16 protein-coding genes are annotated in these 18,680 nt (G+C 60.7%); 4 read left to right on the forward strand and 12 right to left on the reverse strand.

Annotated features, from left to right (window positions below; all coding sequences use genetic code 11):
- Window positions 1-7: 7 nt before the first annotated feature.
- The 6 genes from AC1RO5_RS24810 to AC1RO5_RS24835 form a co-directional block, all read right to left on the reverse strand.
- Window positions 8-1,489 (reverse strand): efflux transporter outer membrane subunit, encoded by a 1,482-nt coding sequence (locus tag AC1RO5_RS24810; RefSeq protein WP_493178181.1) that lies wholly within the window; start codon window positions 1,487-1,489, stop codon window positions 8-10.
- Window positions 1,486-4,593, reverse strand: coding sequence for an efflux RND transporter permease subunit (locus AC1RO5_RS24815; protein WP_493178182.1), 3,108 nt, complete (start codon window positions 4,591-4,593; stop codon window positions 1,486-1,488). Before AC1RO5_RS24815 ends, AC1RO5_RS24810 begins: the two co-directional genes overlap by 4 nt.
- Window positions 4,590-7,694 (reverse strand): MdtB/MuxB family multidrug efflux RND transporter permease subunit, encoded by a 3,105-nt coding sequence (locus AC1RO5_RS24820; protein WP_493178185.1) that lies wholly within the window; start codon window positions 7,692-7,694, stop codon window positions 4,590-4,592. Before AC1RO5_RS24820 ends, AC1RO5_RS24815 begins: the two co-directional genes overlap by 4 nt.
- Complete coding sequence (locus tag AC1RO5_RS24825) at window positions 7,691-9,007, reverse strand: MdtA/MuxA family multidrug efflux RND transporter periplasmic adaptor subunit (RefSeq protein ID WP_493178188.1); 1,317 nt, start codon at window positions 9,005-9,007, stop codon at window positions 7,691-7,693. The genes AC1RO5_RS24820 and AC1RO5_RS24825 overlap by 4 nt, the downstream gene beginning before the upstream one ends.
- A 189-nt stretch (window positions 9,008-9,196) precedes the next feature.
- Window positions 9,197-9,697 (reverse strand): thiol peroxidase, encoded by a 501-nt coding sequence (gene tpx / locus AC1RO5_RS24830; RefSeq protein WP_007940656.1) that lies wholly within the window; start codon window positions 9,695-9,697, stop codon window positions 9,197-9,199.
- 142 nt (window positions 9,698-9,839) lie between these two features.
- Window positions 9,840-10,283: an SRPBCC family protein gene (locus AC1RO5_RS24835; protein ID WP_493178189.1), complete on the reverse strand. Its 444-nt coding sequence runs from the start codon at window positions 10,281-10,283 to the stop codon at window positions 9,840-9,842.
- 181 nt (window positions 10,284-10,464) lie between these two features.
- Here AC1RO5_RS24835 and AC1RO5_RS24840 point away from each other — a divergent pair, with 181 nt between their 5' ends.
- Together AC1RO5_RS24840 and AC1RO5_RS24845 are read left to right on the forward strand one after the other, a co-directional pair.
- Window positions 10,465-10,887, forward strand: a complete 423-nt coding sequence (locus tag AC1RO5_RS24840; RefSeq protein ID WP_493178191.1) for a YciI family protein — start codon at window positions 10,465-10,467, stop codon at window positions 10,885-10,887.
- A gap of 130 nt (window positions 10,888-11,017) precedes the next feature.
- Complete coding sequence (locus tag AC1RO5_RS24845; protein ID WP_493178192.1) at window positions 11,018-11,167, forward strand: hypothetical protein; 150 nt, start codon at window positions 11,018-11,020, stop codon at window positions 11,165-11,167.
- A 46-nt stretch (window positions 11,168-11,213) separates the two neighbouring features.
- On the opposite strand, the gene AC1RO5_RS24850 is transcribed toward AC1RO5_RS24845, so the two are convergent.
- The 4 genes from AC1RO5_RS24850 to AC1RO5_RS24865 form a co-directional block, all read right to left on the reverse strand.
- The gene (locus AC1RO5_RS24850; protein WP_493178193.1) at window positions 11,214-11,885 is read right to left on the reverse strand and encodes a DUF3313 domain-containing protein; all 672 of its coding nucleotides are present in this window, start codon (window positions 11,883-11,885) and stop codon (window positions 11,214-11,216) included.
- A 134-nt stretch (window positions 11,886-12,019) separates the two neighbouring features.
- Window positions 12,020-12,988, reverse strand: coding sequence for a hypothetical protein (locus AC1RO5_RS24855; protein WP_493178194.1), 969 nt, complete (start codon window positions 12,986-12,988; stop codon window positions 12,020-12,022).
- Window positions 12,989-13,074: 86 nt separating this feature from the next.
- Window positions 13,075-13,569, reverse strand: a complete 495-nt coding sequence (locus tag AC1RO5_RS24860; protein WP_493178195.1) for a DUF934 domain-containing protein — start codon at window positions 13,567-13,569, stop codon at window positions 13,075-13,077.
- Complete coding sequence (locus AC1RO5_RS24865) at window positions 13,566-15,239, reverse strand: nitrite/sulfite reductase (RefSeq protein ID WP_493178196.1); 1,674 nt, start codon at window positions 15,237-15,239, stop codon at window positions 13,566-13,568. The genes AC1RO5_RS24860 and AC1RO5_RS24865 overlap by 4 nt, the downstream gene beginning before the upstream one ends.
- Window positions 15,240-15,503: 264 nt before the next feature.
- On the opposite strand from AC1RO5_RS24865, the gene ccoN reads away from it, so the two are divergent.
- Window positions 15,504-16,931: a cytochrome-c oxidase, cbb3-type subunit I gene (ccoN, locus tag AC1RO5_RS24870; protein WP_493178197.1), complete on the forward strand. Its 1,428-nt coding sequence runs from the start codon at window positions 15,504-15,506 to the stop codon at window positions 16,929-16,931.
- A gap of 15 nt (window positions 16,932-16,946) precedes the next feature.
- The gene (locus tag AC1RO5_RS24875) at window positions 16,947-17,168 is read left to right on the forward strand and encodes a cbb3-type cytochrome c oxidase subunit 3 (RefSeq protein ID WP_493178199.1); all 222 of its coding nucleotides are present in this window, start codon (window positions 16,947-16,949) and stop codon (window positions 17,166-17,168) included.
- 135 nt (window positions 17,169-17,303) lie between these two features.
- Here the strand turns inward: AC1RO5_RS24875 and AC1RO5_RS24880 are convergent, their stop codons facing one another.
- Together AC1RO5_RS24880 and AC1RO5_RS24885 are read right to left on the reverse strand one after the other, a co-directional pair.
- A complete protein-coding gene (locus AC1RO5_RS24880; protein WP_493178201.1) occupies window positions 17,304-17,798 on the reverse strand; it encodes a hypothetical protein in 495 nt (164 codons plus the stop codon).
- A 70-nt stretch (window positions 17,799-17,868) separates the two neighbouring features.
- On the reverse strand, window positions 17,869-18,645 hold the full coding sequence (locus tag AC1RO5_RS24885; protein ID WP_493178203.1) for a helix-turn-helix domain-containing protein: 777 nt from the start codon (window positions 18,643-18,645) through the stop codon (window positions 17,869-17,871).
- Window positions 18,646-18,680: the final 35 nt, after the last annotated feature.

An 18,680-nucleotide genomic window follows, 5' to 3' on the forward strand; every position in this document is an offset into this window, starting at 1 on the left:
ACTTGTGCTATTGCTTGTCGCTGACCTGAAGCTGCCCGTCCCACCCGCCGCCCAGCGCGGCAATCAACTGCACGCTGGCAATCAACCGACTCTGCAACAAGTTCAGCACGTTGCGTTCGTTGTTCAACGCCGTGGCCTGAACCACCACCACATCCAGATAAGCGATCAACCCGGCCTTGTACTGGTTCTGGGTCAAGCGAAGGGACTCGCGCGCCGCATCCAGTGCTTCCTGGCGCACCACGGCTTCGTCTTCCAGCACCTTGAGCTGCACCAGGTAATTTTCTACCTCGCGAAAACCATCGAGCACGGTCTGGCGGTATTTGGCGACAGTCTCGTCGTAGGCCGCTTCACTGCGATCCACTTCCGCCGAGCGCTGGCCGCCGTCGAACAGGGTCATGGCCAGTTGCGGCCCAACCGACCAGAAACGGTTCGGCAGGCTGATCCAGTTGGCGTAGGTGCTGCTGCTATAACCGCCGTTCATGTTCAGGGTCAGGTCCGGGTAATAGGCAGCTTTGGCCACGCCGATGTTGGCGTTGGCGGCCATCACCGAGCGTTCGGCGGAGGCGATGTCCGGACGGCGTTCCAGCAACTGTGAAGGCAGGCTCAGCGGCACTTGAGGCAACGCCGGAATGTCTTTGGTTTCGGCCAGGCTGAATTCGGCCGGTGGCAGGCCGATCAGCACGGCGATGGCGTTCTCGAACTGCGCGCGCTGCCAGATCAGATCGACCATTTCCGCCTGAGTGGTTTTGAGCTGAGTGGTGGCCTGGGCCACCGCATCCTTGCCGGAGACGCCGGCGCGGTACTGATTTTCGGTCATTTTCAGCGAGCGCTGATAGGCCTCGACTGTCGCTTCCAGCAGGCGTTTCTGTTCGTCGATCACCCGAAGTTGCAGGTAGTTCTGCACCAGTTCCGATTGCTGGCTCAGGCGCATCGCCGCCAGGTCGGCAAAGCTCGCCTGGGCGTTGGCCGTGTCGGCTTCCAGGCCTCGGCGCAATTTGCCCCAGATGTCGGCTTCCCAACTGACCCCGGCCTGTGCCGAGTAAGTGTCACGGATGCCGCTGGACGAACTGCTCAGGCTCGAACTGCTGCTGCCGGTGCCCTGGCTGGAGCGGTTCTTGCTGACGGTCAGGTCCACCGTCGGGAAAAAAGCCCCCCGGGCACTGCGCACCAAGGCCTGGGCCTGGCGGTACTGGGCTTCGGACTGGGCGACGGTCTGGTTGGCGCTGTTGAGCTTTTCGATCAGACCGTTGAGCTGCTGATCGCCATACAGCTCCCACCAGGCACCGCGCGCCAACGAATCGCTGGGGTTGGCCTGACGCCAGCCGGCCGCCTCTTTGTACTGCGCCGGTGCGGCGGCTTGCGGGCGCTGGTAATCCGGGCCGATGGCGCAGGCGCTGAGCATCGCCACGCACAGCGACAGGCTCAGCAAACGCGAGCCTCGGGCCGTGATCAGCGGTGCAGCCAGGTTGAGAAGCGAACGGTCAGTCATAGCGGAGTTTCCAGAGCAGCATCGGTACGCACCCCACGCCAGCGGTTGAAACGATGGCGCAGTTTGTCGAGATAGAGGTAAACCACCGGGGTGGTGTAAAGGGTCAGCACCTGGCTGAAGACCAGCCCGCCGATGATGGTCAGGCCCAACGGCTGACGCATTTCCGCCCCTTCAGCGCGGCTCAGCAGCAACGGCAAGGCACCGAGGATCGCCGCCAGGGTGGTCATCAGAATCGGTCGCAGCCGTTGCAGGCAGGCGCTGCGGATCGATTCCAGCGGCTCCAGGCCCTGATGCCGTTCCAGTTGCAGCGCCAGGTCAATCATCAGAATGGCGTTTTTCTTCACCACGCCAATCAGCAGGAACAGCCCGAGCAAGGAGATCAGGCTGAACTCACCGCCCAGCACATAGATCGACAGCAACGCGCCGACCCCCGCCGACGGCAAGGTCGACAGAATGGTCAGCGGATGAATGTAGCTTTCATACAGCACACCCAGTACCAGATATACCGCCACCAGCGCGCCGAGAATCATCCACGGCTGGCTCTTCTGGGCGGCGGCGAAAGCGTCGGCGGTGCCGGCCATTTTCGCGATCACGTCTTCCGGCAGGCCAACCTTGGCAATCGCCCGTTCGATGGCCGCCGAGCCCTGCTCCACCGTCACGCCTTCGGCCATGTCGAAGGCGATGCTTTCCGAAGCGAACTGGCCTTCGTGGCTGACCCGGTCGCCTTCCAGACTGTTTTCATAGTGGGCGATGGTCGACAACGGAATTCGCGCGCCGTCGGCAGTGATCACTTTGACCTGGTTCAGGGTGACCGGGTCCTGGGCGTATTTCGGATTGACCTCCATCACCACCTGATACTGGTTGAGGCTGTCGTAGATCGTCGAAATCTGCCGCTGGCTGTAGGCGTTGTTCAGCACTGCCGTGACCATGTTCATGTCCACGCCCAGCCGCTTGGCCTGATCGCGATCGACGATCAGCGTCACTTGCTGGGCGCCACGGCCTTCGCGGGCGTCAATCGCCGTCAGCTCAGGCAAGGCCTTGAAGGCGGCAACGACTTTCGGATACCACTCGCGTAACGCGCCGAGATCGCCACTTTGCAGGATGTAGGAGTACTGCGAGGTGGTTTGCTCGCGACCGCCGCCGAATTGCAGGTCCTGGTCGGCCATCAGCATCAGTTGCGCACCGGGCACTTTGGGCATTTCCTTGCGCAAACGCTCGATGACTTTCTGCGCGGACAGGTTGCGTTCCTTGATCGGCTTGAGCCGCACCAGCATGAACGCGTTATTGGTGCCGTTGTTGCCACCGATGAACCCTGCAACGCTTTGCACCGCGTCGTCCTTGAGCACGGCGCGGCGGAAGGTTTCCATCTTCGGCTGCATCACGCTGAACGACAGGCCATTATCGCCGCGCACAAAACCGATCAGCTGGCCGGTGTCTTGTTGGGGAAGAAAGGTTTTAGGAACAACAACATACAGTGCAATGTTAACGCCAATCGTCACGAACAGGCTGAGCAAGGTCAGTCGGCGATGACGCAGCACCCAGTCGAGGCTGGTGGCGTATTTGCCGACCATCCACTCGTTGGCCCGCTGGCTCCAGCGTTGCAGGCGGTTTTCCTGCCCCGGCGTATGCGGCTTGAGCCAGCGCGCGCAGAGCATCGGCGTCAGTGTCAGCGACACCAGCAACGACACCACGATGGCAGCCGCCAGGGTGATGGAAAATTCGCGGAACAGGCTTTCGATGATCCCGCCCATGAACAGGATCGACAGGAACACCGCCACCAGCGAGACGTTCATCGACAGCAGCGTGAAGCCAACTTCCTGCGCCCCGAGGTACGCGGCCTTCATCGGCGGTACGCCCTTGTCGATGTGCCGGGAAATGTTCTCCAGCACCACAATGGCATCGTCTACCACCAGCCCGGTGGCCAGAATCAGCGCCATCAGCGACAAGTTGTTCAGGGAGAACCCGTAGAGGTACATCACCGCAAACGTGCCCACCAGCGACACCGGCACCGCCAGGGTCGGGATCAGCGAGGCGCGCAAGTTACCGAGGAACAGGAACACCACCAGAATCACCAGCGCCACGGCGATCAACAGGGTCATTTCCGCTTCGCGCAACGTGGCCTTGATCACCGGCGAACGGTCCATCGCCAGGTTCAGCTTGACGCTGGCCGGCAGCACCGCCTGCAACGCCGGCAACTGCGCCTTGATCTCGTTGACCGTCTCGATGATGTTGGCGCCGGCCTGGCGGTTGATTACCAGCAAGACTGCCGCGTCATCGTTGAAGAATCCGCTGTTGTAGCGGTCTTCGACGCCGTCGCTGACCTTGGCCACATCCTTCAGTCGCAGGGCCGCGCCGTCTGCGTAGTGAATGATCAGCGACTCGTAATCCTTGGCTTTTTCCAGCTGATCGTTGGCCTGGACCTGCCACAGCCGCTGACCGTCTTCGACCGAACCCTTGGGCCGGCGCACGTTGGCGTTGGCGATGGTGGTGCGCACATCGTCGAGTGCCACGCCGTACTGGTTGAGCGCCTGGGGTTCGAGTTCGATGCGCACCGCCGGCAACGAACTGCCGCCGATCTGCACTTCACCCACGCCCTGCACCTGGGACAAACTCTGGGACAGAATGGTCGAAGCCAAATCGTAGAGCTGGCCTTTTTCCAGCACATCCGAGGTCAGCGACAGCACCATGATCGGCGCTTGCGATGGGTTGACCTTCTTGTAGGTCGGCATGCTGCGCATCCCGCTCGGCAGCAAGTTGCGCGAGGCGTTGATCGCCGCCTGCACTTCCCGCGCCGCGCCGTTGATGTCGCGGTCCAGGTCGAACTGCAGAATCACCCGGGTCGAGCCCTGACTGGAACGGCTGCTCATGGTGTTGACCCCGGCGATGGTACCGAAGGAACGCTCCAGCGGCGTGGCCACGGTTGAGGCCATGACCTCCGGGCTCGCGCCGGGCAGACTGGCCTGAACCACGATCACCGGGAAATCCATCTGCGGCAGTGGCGATACCGGCAACAGGCCGAAGCTCACGCCGCCCAGCAGCATGATCGCCAGGCTCAGCAACATCGTCGCAACCGGGCGCTTGATGAAAGGTCGGGACAGGTTCATGGCTGTTCTACCGGGTCCACGGACTCGGGCTTACGGCCCCAGCGCCGCCCGAGGCGGTCGAAGTACAGGTAAATGACGGGCGTGGTAAACAGCGTCAGCACCTGACTCACCAGCAAGCCACCGACCATCACCAGACCCAGCGGCTGACGCAATTCCGCGCCGGAACCGGTGGCGAGCATCAGCGGCACCGCGCCGAACAACGCCGCCAGTGTCGTCATCAGAATCGGCCGGAAGCGCAGCAGCGCCGCCTGATAGATCGCAGCTTGCGGGTCCATGCCCTGATTACGTTCAGCTTCAAGGGCGAAGTCGATCATCATGATCGCGTTCTTTTTCACGATACCAATCAGCAGGATGATGCCGATGATCGCGATCATCCCCAGGTCGTTGCCGCTCAACAGCAGCGCCAGCAAGGCGCCGACCGCCGCCGAGGGCAAGGTCGAGAGGATGGTGATCGGGTGAATGTAGCTCTCGTAGAGCACGCCGAGCACGATGTACATGGTCACCACCGCCGCCAGAATCAGCAGCAAGGTGCTCGACAGCGATGCCTGGAACGCTTCGGCCGCGCCCTGGAACTGGGTCTGCACGCCAATCGGCATGCCGATGTCTTTCTGCACCTGATCGATGATCTGCACTGCATGCCCCAACGCCACGCCGGGCGCCAGGTTGAACGACATCATCACCGCCGGGAACTGGCCGATGTGGGTGATCGCCAGTTGCGCCTGACGCTCCTCGACATGCGCCAGGCTGGACAAACGCACTTGCCCGCCATCGGTGGTCTTGACGTGAATCTGGTTCAGCGCATCGGGGCCGATCTTCTCGCCGGACTGCGACTGCAGCACCACGCGGTACTGGCTGGCCTGAGTGTAAATGGTGGAAATCTGCCGCTGACCGAAGGCGTCGTAGAGCGCGTCGGTGATGTTCGACACCGATACGCCGACTCGCGACGCCGCATCGCGGTCGATCACCAGATAAACCTGCAAACCCTTGTCCTGCAAATCGCTGGCGACATCGGTCAGCTCCGGCCGTTGCGCCAGCGCTTCCACCAGACGCCCGCTCCACAGGCTGAGCAACTCGGCATCCGGCGACGACATACTGAACTGGTACTGCGTGCGGCTGACCCGATCTTCAATGGTCAGGTCCTGCACCGGCTGCATGAACAGGCGAATGCCGACCAGCTTGTCCAACTCCGGTTGCAGGCGGGCAATGACTTGGGTGGCGCTCAGGTCGCGGCTGCTGTGGGACTTGAGATTGATCAGCAGACGACCGCTGTTCAGCGTCGAGTTGTCGCCATCAACACCGATGTAGGACGACAGGCTCTCGACCGCAGGGTCAGCCAGAATCACCTTGGCCAATTCCTGCTGGCGCTCGCTCATCGCCGCGAAGGAAATCGACTGCGGCGCCTCGGAAATCCCCTGGATCACCCCGGTGTCCTGCACCGGGAAGAAGCCCTTGGGCACCACCATGTACAGGAACACGGTCAATGCCAGGGTGCCTATGGCCACCAGCAAGGTCAGCGGCTGATGCTTGAGCACCCACTGCAACTTGCGCCCGTAGGCGGCGATCATCCAGTCAATGGCTTCACCGCTGGAACGGTAGAACCAGCCCTGATCTTTTTCCTTGGGCTCACGCTTGAGCAACCGCGCGCACATCATCGGCGTCAGGGTCAGGGACACCACCAGCGAAATCAGTATCGCCACCGCCAGCGTGATCGCGAACTCGCGGAATAAACGCCCGACCACGTCGGCCATGAACAGCAGCGGAATCAGCACCGCGATCAACGACAGCGTCAGGGAAATCAGGGTGAAGCCGATCTGTTTGGCGCCCTTGAGCGCCGCTTGCAGCGGACTGTCGCCCTCTTCGATGAAGCGGGAAATGTTCTCCAGCATCACGATTGCATCGTCCACCACAAAACCGGTGGCGATGGTCAGCGCCATCAGGGTCAGGTTATTCACCGAGAACCCGGCGAGGTACATCACGCCGAAGGTGCCGATCAACGACAACGGCACCGCCACCGACGGAATGATCGTGGCACTGGCCCGCCGCAGGAACAGGAACGTGACCATCACCACCAGGGCGATGGCGATCAGCAGTTCGTGTTGCACGTCGGTGACCGAGGCGCGGATGGTCTGGGTGCGGTCGGTGAGCACGGTGACGTCGAGGCCGGCCGGCAGATTGTCGGTGATGCTTGGCAGCAAGGCCTTGATCCGGTCGACCACCTCAATGACGTTGGCGCCGGGCTGACGCTGGATGTTCAGCAGCACGGCCTGGTTTTCATTGGCCCATGCCGCCAGGCGTTCGTTCTCGGCGCCGTCGACGATTTGCGCCACGTCCTTGAGCCGCAACGGCGCGCCGTTGCTGTAGGCGAGGATCAGGTTGGCGTAGTCCTTGGGCGACGTCAGCTGGTCGTTGGCGTCGAGCATCGACACCCGGGTCGGGCCGTCGAAGTTGCCCTTGGGCTGGTTGACGTTGGAGGCACCGATCAAGGTGCGCACGTCCGACAGGTTCAGGCCGTTGGCCGCCAGGGCCTCAGGGTTGACCTTGATCCGCACCGCCTGACGCTGACCGCCGGCAATAGAGACCATGCCGACGCCGCTGATCTGGGCAATCTTCTGCGCCATGCGGGTGTCAACCAAGTCATTGAGCTTGGGCAGCAGCATGGTTTTGGAGGTGATGGCCAGGGTCAGCACCGGGGTATCCGCCGGGTTGACCTTGTTGTACACCGGCGGCGCCGGCAAATCCTTGGGCAGCAAATTGGTCGCCGCGTTGATCGCCGCCTGCACTTGCTGCTCGGCGACGTCCATGTTGATGTCGAGGCTGAACCGCAGGGTTAGCACCGAGGCGCCGCCGGAACTGGTCGACGCCATCTGGGTCAGGCCGGGCATCTGACCAAATTGACGCTCCAGCGGCGCGGTCACGGCGCTGGTCATGACATCCGGGCTGGCGCCGGGATAGAGCGTCATGACGCGGATGGTCGGGTAATCGACCTGGGGCAATGCCGACACCGGCAGCAGCCGATAAGCGATCACACCGGCCAGAATAATGGCCAACATGCTCAGGGTCGTGGCGACCGGGCGAAGGATGAACAGCCGCGAGATGTTCATGCGCCGCCCTTTTTCGCCTTGTCGGTGGCCATCGCGTCAGGCGCAGTGACGGCTGACTTGCCTTGCAGGTGTTCGGTCGGGGTGGTCGGTACATCCTTGCTGTCGTTGACCACTTCCACTTCGCTGCCGTCCTTCAGGCGGTCGGTGCCTTCCAGCACCACCCGATCGCCCACGGCCAGGCCTTCGGTGATCACGGTGTTTTCCCCGTCACTGGCGCCGACTTTCAACTGACGGATGGCAACCTTCTTGTCGCCGTCCAGCGCATAGACGAACGTGCCGTTGGTGCCGAACTGAATCGCCGCCGAGGGCGCCAGCACCACGTCTTTGAGGGTGTCGGCCAGCAGGTGGACGTTGACGAACTGATTCGGGAACAACGCTTGATCGCGGTTCTCGTAGCGAGCCTTGAATTTCAGGGTGCCGGTGGTGACGTCGATCTGGTTATCGAGGCTCTGCAGCACGCCGGTGGCCTGCAATTTAGTGTCGCCACGGTCCCAGGCTTCGGCGGGCAGCTTGGCGCCGGTGCGATAGCGGGCCAGCACGGTGTCCAGGCTGTTTTCCGGCAAGGTAAAGGCCACGCTGATCGGTTGGGTCTGGGTGATGATCACCAGCGCCGTGGTGTCGTTGGCCGCCACGAGGTTGCCGACGTCCAGCTGCCGCAGGCCCACACGCCCGGCGATCGGAGCGCGGATTTTGGTGAATTCCAGATTGAGCTTGGCGTCGTTGACTGCCGCCTGATTGGTCTTGACCGTGCCCTGATACTGGCCCACCAAGGCTTCGGCGGTGTCCAGGGTTTGCTTGGCGATACTGTCTTCGCGGTACAGGCCGCGATAGCGCTCGACGTCGACCTGGGCGTTTTTCAGTTGCGCCTGATTCTGCAGCAAGGTGCCTTCGGCCTGGAGCAAGGCGTTCTGGTAAGGACGCGGGTCGATCTCGGCCAGCAGGTCACCCGCCTTGACCATCTGCCCTTCTTCGAAATAGACCTTGACCAGTTCGCCACCGACGCGGCTGCGCACATTGATGGTGTTCAGCGCCGTGACCGTGCCCAGCGCCTTGTAATACAGCGGAAAATCGCCTTTGACCACCGGCGCCACGCGCACCGGAACCGGCCCCGTCGCCCCGCCGAATCCCGGACGCATCCCCCCCGCTCGGCTCGTGTGCCCGGCAACGGCTTTCTGCCCTGCGCCCTCCTTCGGGCTGCTGCCTGCGGGCCAGAACTTCCAGCACAGGCCGGCGATGACCAACAGAACAAGCAGGCCGAACAGCCAGCGACGAGGATTGCGGGAAGCGGAGGATTGCATGGAATGATCAACCATTGGGCGCGTGCGCTTTTTTCTACGGGAGGCTGAACGATAAGCACTGGCGGGAATTAAGCAAAGCGCCTTTACCGGCAATTTACCTTTGGCTTACGGAACAGGAGGTTTAGCTAAGACACTGAAGCACAAATGAAAACGGCCTGGACAGAGCCAGGCCGTTAACAATTGTAAAACTTTGCTTACTTTTGCTTACTTCAGAACGGCGAGCGCTGCTTCGTAGTTCGGTTCTTCAGCGATTTCCTTGACCAGTTCGCTGTGCAGAACGTTGTCGTTTTCGTCCAGAACCACGACGGCACGGGCGGTCAGGCCTTTGAGTGGACCATCGGCAATCGCCACGCCATAGTTCTCGATGAACTCGGCACCGCGCAGGGTCGACAGGTTCTGCACGTTTTCCAGGCCTTCGGCGCCGCAGAAGCGAGCTTGAGCGAACGGCAGGTCAGCCGAGATGCACAGCACCACGGTGTTGGCTACATCGTTGGCCTGGGCGTTGAACTTGCGCACGGAAGTGGCGCAGGTCGGGGTGTCGATGCTTGGGAAGATGTTCAACACTTTGCGTTTGCCGGCGAAGCTCGCCAGGGTCACGTCGGACAGATTGCCGGCAACCAGGGAAAAGGCTGGCGCCTTGGAACCGGCTTGTGGCAATTGGCCGTTGACTTGAACCGGGTTGCCTTTGAGAGTGACTTGAGCCATGAACGGAGTCCTTCTGAACGTTGATGTAGAGAATTTTGACGAGGCCGAAGTTAACCACGAAATTGTCTGACGACCTATGCCCAAATACAAAGCAGATTGTATTACTGGATCTCCAGACAACGCCGCCCCCCTACAAACGGTGTCAGCCCAGCAACCGCAACATATTGCGGTGCCGCGCCACGAAGATCCGCCGCATGTAGGCATTCACCAGCAGCCCTTCACTCAAGGCACCGCCAATCGCCGCATAGGTCACGCGGTCGGTGTACAGCGTACCGCCCTCGCCCGCCGCCACCCGGTGTTCATGACGAAAGGCACGCAGTGGTCCCTTGAGCATTTCATCGATGAAATGCGTGTCGCCGACCTCCCGGATCACCACCGTCCAGTTCGACGGAATCACGTTGAACATCCAGTGCCGAAAACGGAACTGGCGGCCGGCTTCGATGCGCAGGTTGTTCAGATCGAGATCACCCAACGGTGTGACCCGTTCCGGGAAGATCTTCGGGAAATTCACGCCTTCCAGGCAGAAGTCGAGGACTTGCACGGGCGTGCGGTTGGGGATCAGCGTGGTGAGTTCCAGGACGGGCATAGGCAGTGGCATTCCAGTGGCCAGAGAACTCGCAGACTACCACTACACTAAAATCCGACCTATCCCCCCCAGGGGTGCAGTGTCAGCAGTTTTTTTGCGATTTCGTTAGAAGAGATGTCGATTCAGACGACGGCCATTCGACTAGACAGTGATTAACTCACATTACAACGGAGACAAGACCATGCGATTCATGATCATTGTAAAAGCCAGCCCCGATTCCGAGGCCGGTGTGATGCCCAGCGAAGAACTGATGACCGCGATGGGCAATTACAACGAGGAACTGGCCAAGGCCGGCATCCTCATCGATTGCGATGGCCTGCAACCCAGCAGCAAAGGCGCGCGCGTGCGTTTTTCGGGTGACAAGCGCACGGTGATCGACGGCCCTTTTATTGAAACCAAGGAACTGATCGCCGGCTACTGGCTGTGGCAGGTGAAGTCGAAAGAGGAAGCGATCGAGTGGGTCAAGCGCTGCCCCAACCCGATGCCGGGTACGGAGGCCGAGATCGAGATTCGCCAGGTATTCGAGGCCGAAGATTTCGGTGCCGAGTTCACCCCGGAGCTACGGGAACAGGAAGAGCGCGTGCGCGCGCAGGCGAAGAAGTAATGAAGCAAACCTGACTCCCTGAAACGGAGCAGCATGATTAGACGGTTGACGTGACAACCACCTGCTAGAGTAAAAAAAGCCTTCATGCAGGCCGGACTGAATGTCATCTTCGGAAAATGAGGAAACGTCTATGAAAGGTTTGCTTCGCGTTGCGGGATTCAGCCTGATGGCGCTTTTCGCAAGTTGTGGTGTCGGTGCCCAGACAATGCAAAGTCATGCGGCACCAATTGCGCTCACCGTCACACCGGCCAATATCCCGGGGGATAGCCAAAGGGATTGATCGTTCCCACGCTTGGGAACGATCCTTCGCGAACAATCAACCCGCGTTACTTGGACTTGAGCTTCATAAACGATTGATTCATGTCCGAAGCCCAGCCATCGATCACGTTTTTCACGTCATCGGCCTTCATCACCTGAGCTTCGTTTTCCAGCGGTTTGCCGGTGCCCTTGCGCACCACTTGGGCGATGACTTTGTTGGTGCTGCCATCGAGAAATACCGCTTCGGTGGCCAGATCGGTTTGCTGATCGCGAGCGCCGCTGGCGGTGGTGACGGCCGCCGCCACCAGGGCGATCGGGATCACTTCATACGGTTTGAGGCTTTCGGTCTTGCTGCTGACGGCGGTAATCGCTGCACGTACCACGATCACGCCTGGGCCGGGACCGCTGGCCAGTGGCAGGGATTTACCCAGTTCGCGCTTGAGCGCCTGATCGTAGTAGCTGGTGATGCCGTTCAGCGTGGTCTGAGGGATTTTCACTGTCGGTTGCGGTTTGGGGTAAAGCTGAGTCGGCTCGATGTAGGCACTGGTGTATTTGTTGACGTTGAGCTTGGGATCGACCCAGCGCATCACTACGGCGCCCGAGGGCGACTTGGCTTCCTTGAGCTGACTGTAGTCCTTGAGAAAGCCGGAGTACTGATCTGGCTCGACGACTTTGCTGGCGCAACCCACCGCCCCGATCGAGGCGATGCACAGTGTGCTCATCATTAACGCAAGCTTCATGCTTAAACTCCTGTCAAAAGGACGGCAACAGTATTGCCTACGGGAGTTACAGGTATAGCTAATGCCCGGCGTTTTTGTATCGAAAATCACAATTTCATCTCTCGCCACGGGCCGGTTCGCAACGGTCGCGGCAATCACCACGAAGACCCGGTTTTCGCGGCCAACTCCCGTCGACTATTGGCCCGCATCGCCTTGATCAACGACACCGTGCCCACCAGGATAATCACCGCGCCGAACAGGAAGTCGATGGTGTACAGCTGGAAGTCGTTCAACGGCCCCACCAGAAACACCCGGATCGCCCCAATACTTACCAGTGTCGCGAGAAAATCGATGCCCGGCTCGTCGCGATAGAACACGTGCAGCAACGGCAGGCACATCACCAGCAACAACAGCAACACAATCACCTTGAACGAGCCCTTGCGCTCGACGCTGAACGCGCACTCGTTGGCGCCGTAGGGCTTGTAGTCTTGCTCGCTGATCAGCGAATTTTTCTCGTTGATGTACTCGACGCGGTTGTACTTCTGAATCGGCGTAAAGGTGTTGGACATCTGCATGCTGGTGGTGACGTTTTTGAAGCGCAGGTCGATGCGCTCGTTACCCTTGAGGTAGTACAACACCGGTTTGTAACCGTAGCGGTAGGTGTCGAACGGAAAATCCGTCGCCCGCCCCTGGACATCGATGGGCCGGGACTCAAGTTCGGCATAGGCGCTTTTGTTGACTGCAGACAGGTTGCGGCTCAGGGGTTTGATCTTGACCTGTTCCATGAAAATCGGCGCAACGCCGTAGGACCATTGCAGCGGCTCCATGCGCAGCCGCAGTTCGTTGCGGCCCAGATCGTAGCGATCAAAGGTTCGCTCGGAAACGACAACCGCCCCCGAGAGCATGAACTCGCCGTGAACGTTGTTGGTGATGCGCAGTGACAGTTGATCCTTGCCCTGCCCGCTGCTATCGCTGGCAGGCGGCGTGCCGCACCAGGCGTAGCTGTCGAATGCATCCCCGAGCTGGCCGTTACGGTTCTCTTTGAACACGTAAAAGTAACTGCCCCACAGGGCCGCCATCAGCAACAGCGCTATCAACCCTAAAATCTTCTTGCCCGCGCCCAAACCAGACTCCTTCCTTCACCGACTCCTTATTAGACGCGGACTCTATCAAAATGCCATCAGTGGCCCAAGCAAAAGATCTCGATGCCCTACCGCCGCCGAAACAACGGCCGAGGCTCAATCACGGAACGCCCATACAACACGCTCATCCCCGCCAACCCCTTGAGCGCATCTTCGGCTGACTTGTCTTCGCGCACGGCAAAGCTGTCGAAGCCGCATTGGCGCATGTGGCTGAGTTGATCACGCAGCACATCGCCAATCGCGCGCAGTTCACCTTGCCAGCCGAAACGCGTGCGTAACAGATAGGCCTGGCTGTAGGCGCGCCCGTCGCGAAAGCTCGGGAAGTCCAGGGCAATCAGCGGCAGGTCGGGAAACCACGGGGTCAGGTTTGTCACTTCGTCGTCGGGACCGAGCCAGACGCCTTCGAGCGCAGACGTCTTGTCGGCGTTAAGGGTCAGCCACTGGGACAACGGCAGTATCAACGGTCCGGCCGGCAGCGCACCGGCCGTTTCACGAATCAACTGCCACGGATCATCGCGCACCCACTCGGCGCCGCCCTCTCGCAAACGCAGCAGATTGTTCATGCCGACACCTCCAGCACTTTCGGGTAGACGCGCTCCTTGAACGGCTCCAGACCGATGCGCGCCAGGGTATCGACGAACAGTTCCTCGCTCTCGCGGTAGCGCACGAACGTGCCGATGATCCGTTCAATCACATCGGGCACTTCGGCGGCGCTGAAGGACGGGCCGATCACCTTGCCCAACGCGCTGTCCTTGCCCTGGGCGCCGCCGAGGGTGATCTGGTACCACTCGCTGCCGTTCTTGTCGACACCAAGAATGCCGATGTTGCCGATGTGGTGGTGTCCGCAGGCGTTCATGCAGCCGGAGATGTTCAGGCTGATGTCGCCCAGGTCATGCAAGTAATCCAGATCTTCGAAACGCGCCTGGATCGCTTGCGCGATGGGGATCGATTTGGCGTTGGCCAGGGCGCAGAAGTCGCCACCGGGGCAAGCGATGATGTCGGTCAGCAAGCCGATGTTGGCACTCCCCAGGCCTTGCTCGCAGGCCTGGCACCACAGCGCATAAAGATCGGCCTTGGGCACATCCGGCAGGACGATGTTCTGTTCATGGGCGATACGGATTTCGCCGAAACCGAACTGCTCGGACCACTGCGCCACCGCGTCCATTTGCTCGGCGGTGACATCCCCCGGCGGCGAGGCGATGCCCGGTTTGGTCGACAACACCACACTGGCGTAACCCGGCACCTTGTGCGGCTGAACGTTGCGCGCCACCCAACGGGCGAACGCCGAGTGCTCGGCCAGGCGCGTGCCGAAGTCCAGGTCGGTGCCGGCCAGTGAACGGTAATCGGGTGGCACAAAGGCGCTGGCAACACGCTCATACTCGACGTCGGTCAACTGCGCCGGACCATCCTTGAGGTGCTGCCACTCCTCCTCCACTTCCTTGGCGAAAGCTTCAATACCCAGGGCCTTGACCAGAATCTTGATCCGCGCCTTGTACTTGTTATCGCGCCGCCCGTGACGGTTGTAGACCCGCAGCACCGCCTCGACGTAAGACAGCAAATGCTGCCACGGCAAGCCTTCGCGAATCTGCAAACCGAGGATCGGCGTGCGCCCCAACCCGCCGCCAACGATCACCCGCAAGAGCATTTGCCCGTGGTCATCGCGATAAAGATAAAGGCCGATGTCGTGCATCATGATTGCCGCGCGGTCCTGTTTCGCCGAGCAGATGGCGATCTTGAACTTGCGCGGCAGGAACAGGAATTCCGGGTTGATGGTCGACCATTGCCGCAGGATCTCCGCCAGCGGACGCGGGTCCATCAGCTCGTCCGCGGCGACACCGGCAAAGGCTTCGGTGGTGATGTTGCGCACGCAGTTGCCGGAGGTCTGGATTGCATGCATTTCCACCTCAGCCAGGCGTTCGAGGATGTCCGGGACCTGGGCGAGTTCGATCCAGTTGAACTGCATGTTCTGCCGGGTGGTGAAGTGGCCGTAACCACGATCGTAATCCCGGGCAATGCTCGCCAGGGTGCGCATTTGCTGTGCGCCGAGGGTGCCGTAAGGAATCGCCACGCGCAGCATGTAGGCGTGTTTTTGCATGTACAGGCCATTCTGCAAACGCAAGGGCAGGAACTCTTCTTCGCTCAATTCGCCGGCCATGAAACGCTCGACCTGATCGCGAAACTGCGCAACACGCTCGAACACCAGGGCCCGGTCATAGTCATCGTATTGATACATGTGGCTACCTCATCAGGATTGATCGGGCTCTGCGGCTCGCTCTCGAGGTAGCGACTATGAACCTGTGGCACAGCACGTTACAGATTCAGCTAAACACTAAAAAACCGTATCAGGACGCGACTGATGGCCGCAGGCTTGCCGCGCATCTGATCCGTACAAATGAAAGTTTCCTGAGACTGTTTTGTTTCCGGCAGGGTTTCTACAGTTCATCGCATGCCAGACCGGGTGGCCTGGCAAGACTTTGCAACCGTGGAAGAACTGACCATGAGCACAGCAACAATCGGACTGGCCTATAATTACAAGGTCGTCCGCCAATTCGTCGTGGCAACCGTGGTATGGGGTGTCGTCGGGATGGCGATGGGGGTATGGATTGCCTCGCAACTGGTATGGCCCGAGATGAACCTCGACCTGCCGTGGACCACCTTCGGCCGCTTGCGTCCGCTGCACACCAGCCTGGTGATTTTCGGCTTTGCCGGCAGCGCGCAATTCGCCGCCAGTTACTACGCCGTGCAGCGTACCTGCCAGGTACGACTGTTCTCGGACAAGCTCGCCGCGTTCACCTTCTGGGGCTGGCAATCGGTGATCGTGGTGATGCTGATCAGCCTGCCGCTGGGCTACACGACCACTAAGGAATACGCCGAGATCGAGTTCTCCGGCGCGGTGTGGATGACGGTGGTCTGGCTCGCCTATGCCATCGTGTTCTTCACCACCGTGGTGCGCCGCAAGACCAAACATATCTACGTCGGCAACTGGTTCTTCGGTGCGTTCATCGTGGTAATCGCCATGCTGCATGTGGTCAATCACCTGTCGATTCCGGTGGACTGGTTCAAGTCGTATCCGGTGTATTCCGGGGCCACCGACGCCATGGTGCAGTGGTGGTACGGGCACAACGCGGTGGGCTTTTTCCTCACCACCGGGTTCCTCGGCATGATGTATTACTTCGTGCCGAAACAGGTGGGTCGACCGGTGTATTCCTATCGTTTGTCCATCGTGCACTTCTGGGCATTGATCACCCTGTACATCTGGGCTGGCCCGCACCATCTGCACTACACCGCGCTGCCGGACTGGGCGCAGTCGCTGGGCATGGCGATGTCGCTGATTCTGCTGGCGCCTAGCTGGGGCGGGATGATCAACGGCATGATGACGCTCTCGGGCGCCTGGCATAAGTTGCGCACCGACCCTATCCTGCGCTTCCTGGTGCTGTCCCTGGCCTTCTATGGCATGTCGACCTTCGAAGGGCCGATGATGGCGATCAAGACCGTCAACGCCCTCTCCCACTACACCGACTGGACCATCGGCCACGTGCACGCCGGCGCGCTCGGCTGGGTGGCGATGATCACCTTCGGTGCCATCTACCACATGGTCCCGAAAGTTTTCGGCCGCACGCAAATGCACAGCGTGCCGCTGATCAACCTGCACTTCTGGCTGGCGACCATCGGCACCGTGCTGTACATCGCCTCGATGTGGGTCAACGGCATCACCCAGGGTTTGATGTGGCGCGCGATCAACGACGACGGCACGTTGACCTACTCGTTCGTCGAGGCGTTGCAGGCCAGTCATCCGGGCTTCATCGTGCGGTTTGTCGGGGGGGTGTTCTTCCTCAGCGGCATGCTGCTGATGGCTTACAACGTATGGCGTACGGTGCGGGTTGCGGATGTGAAGATGGCCGAACTTGAAGCGCAGTTTGCCTGAGGCAAGGAGCCTGACATGATCGAGATGGTGTTGAATCTATTCGGTGTGCTGGGGCTTTGGCTGGCGATCGAGTACTGCCTGAAATACCAGACGGCCGAGAGCCTGGACGATGCCAGCCTGATTCCGTTTGCCGATGATCCCGAGGTGGCGCGGCGGGTGGAGTTGGCGACGGGAAAAACCGTGAAAGCGGTGGCGCCGGAAGAGTTGAAACCGGGCTGGGGCAACCTCGAAATCTGACACACCCCTATGATCGTTCCCACGCTCTGCGTGGGAATGCAGCCCGGGACGCTCCGCGTCCCATTGGAACGCGGAGCGTCCCTTGAGGCATTCCCACGCGGAGCGTGGGAACGATCATCAGGGGTTAGGTGTCGATTAGTTGCGCTCGCGGGGAATCAGGCTCTGCAGCTGCTGTGCCAGGAAATCCGCATCGAAGGCAAAGGTGTCCGGGTCTTTCAAACCGTTGGTCTTGCGCCATTGCCAGGCGCTGGACGGTGGCAGGCACACCAGCGAAATACTGCCATAGCGCGCCGCGGTCAACCCCATCACGGCAAGGGAAATCTGCCCACCAACGCCCATCACGTCCGGTACAAACTCCACCGGTTTGCCGGCGATAACGATGCTCAGTTTCTCGGTCTTGAACGTCGACGTCTCGACCGGCACGCTCGGCCCGGATGCGACATACGCCTCGCGGCTCACTTCCAGCAGGTTCGGCGCCAGGACCGGTGCCAGCCACTGCTGGATCTGATCGAACAACTCCCCGATGCGCGTCGCCCACACGGCCGATTGCGCCTCAAACAGTTGCTTCTTGTGCGCTTCGCTTTCTGCGTAGTGGCGAAGCATCTCGCCCAGTTGCTGTACGTCGTCCATTGCGGTGTTCCTTTGGTTGAAGCGGTGCTGCGGACTTTGAGCATGGCAGATGCGCGCTGCCGGCGTACGACTAAAAGCGCGAGCGGTACTGGCTGGGGGTCATGGCCAGGTATTTGCGAAAGGCACTGCCCATGTGGGACTGATGGGCGAAGCCGACATCCAGAGCGATGCTGGCCAGGGGCAGAGCCGTGCGCTCGATCAGCCTGCGTGCGGCCTGAAGCCGCACTTCAACGAGGTAGGCGTGGGGCGTCAGGCCAATAGCCCGGGTGAAATCGCGCAGAAAGCGCAGTTCGTTGTGCCCATAGGTGGCAGCCAATTGTTCCAGCGTCAGGGGTTGCTGGAACTGCTCGGCGATCTGTTCCATGACTCGGGCGAACGTCTTGGGCGTGGTACGCCGCGTTGTATCGGCTATCGAACCCGCTACGCCAACCAGCGCGACGGCACATTGCTCAAGCGCCAGCAGGTCAGGTTGCGTGGCGAGCAGCTGACGCCGTATATCTCGCGCCAGGGTCAGCGCACGCCGATTGCCGCAAGATTGCATGCGGTGAGTGGCGGCCGGTAACAGTTCGCTGGCGATCGGCTCATCCAGCCGCATCAGCAGATACTCGCCACCGGTGGCCGATTCGGAAAACACCTCCACGCCGACCGGCGTGTACGCCAATACGCCCGGCCAGGTATCGAAATCCGTCCGCCGGTCAGAATCGATCGCGTGCACGCCTTGCTGACGTTCCAGCGTCACCCCGAGGGTTTGCGACTGTGCCGGATCCCGCGCGCTGTACGCCGCACGGGGCAAGAGTTGCAGGCAGACCTTACCGCCCGGCAGACGCTGGCTCAGTACATTGGGCATGTGAAATTTCCTGATAGATCGGAACAAGGATCCAC

Source organism: Pseudomonas sp. GW822-FHT02G04, assembly GCF_058802085.1.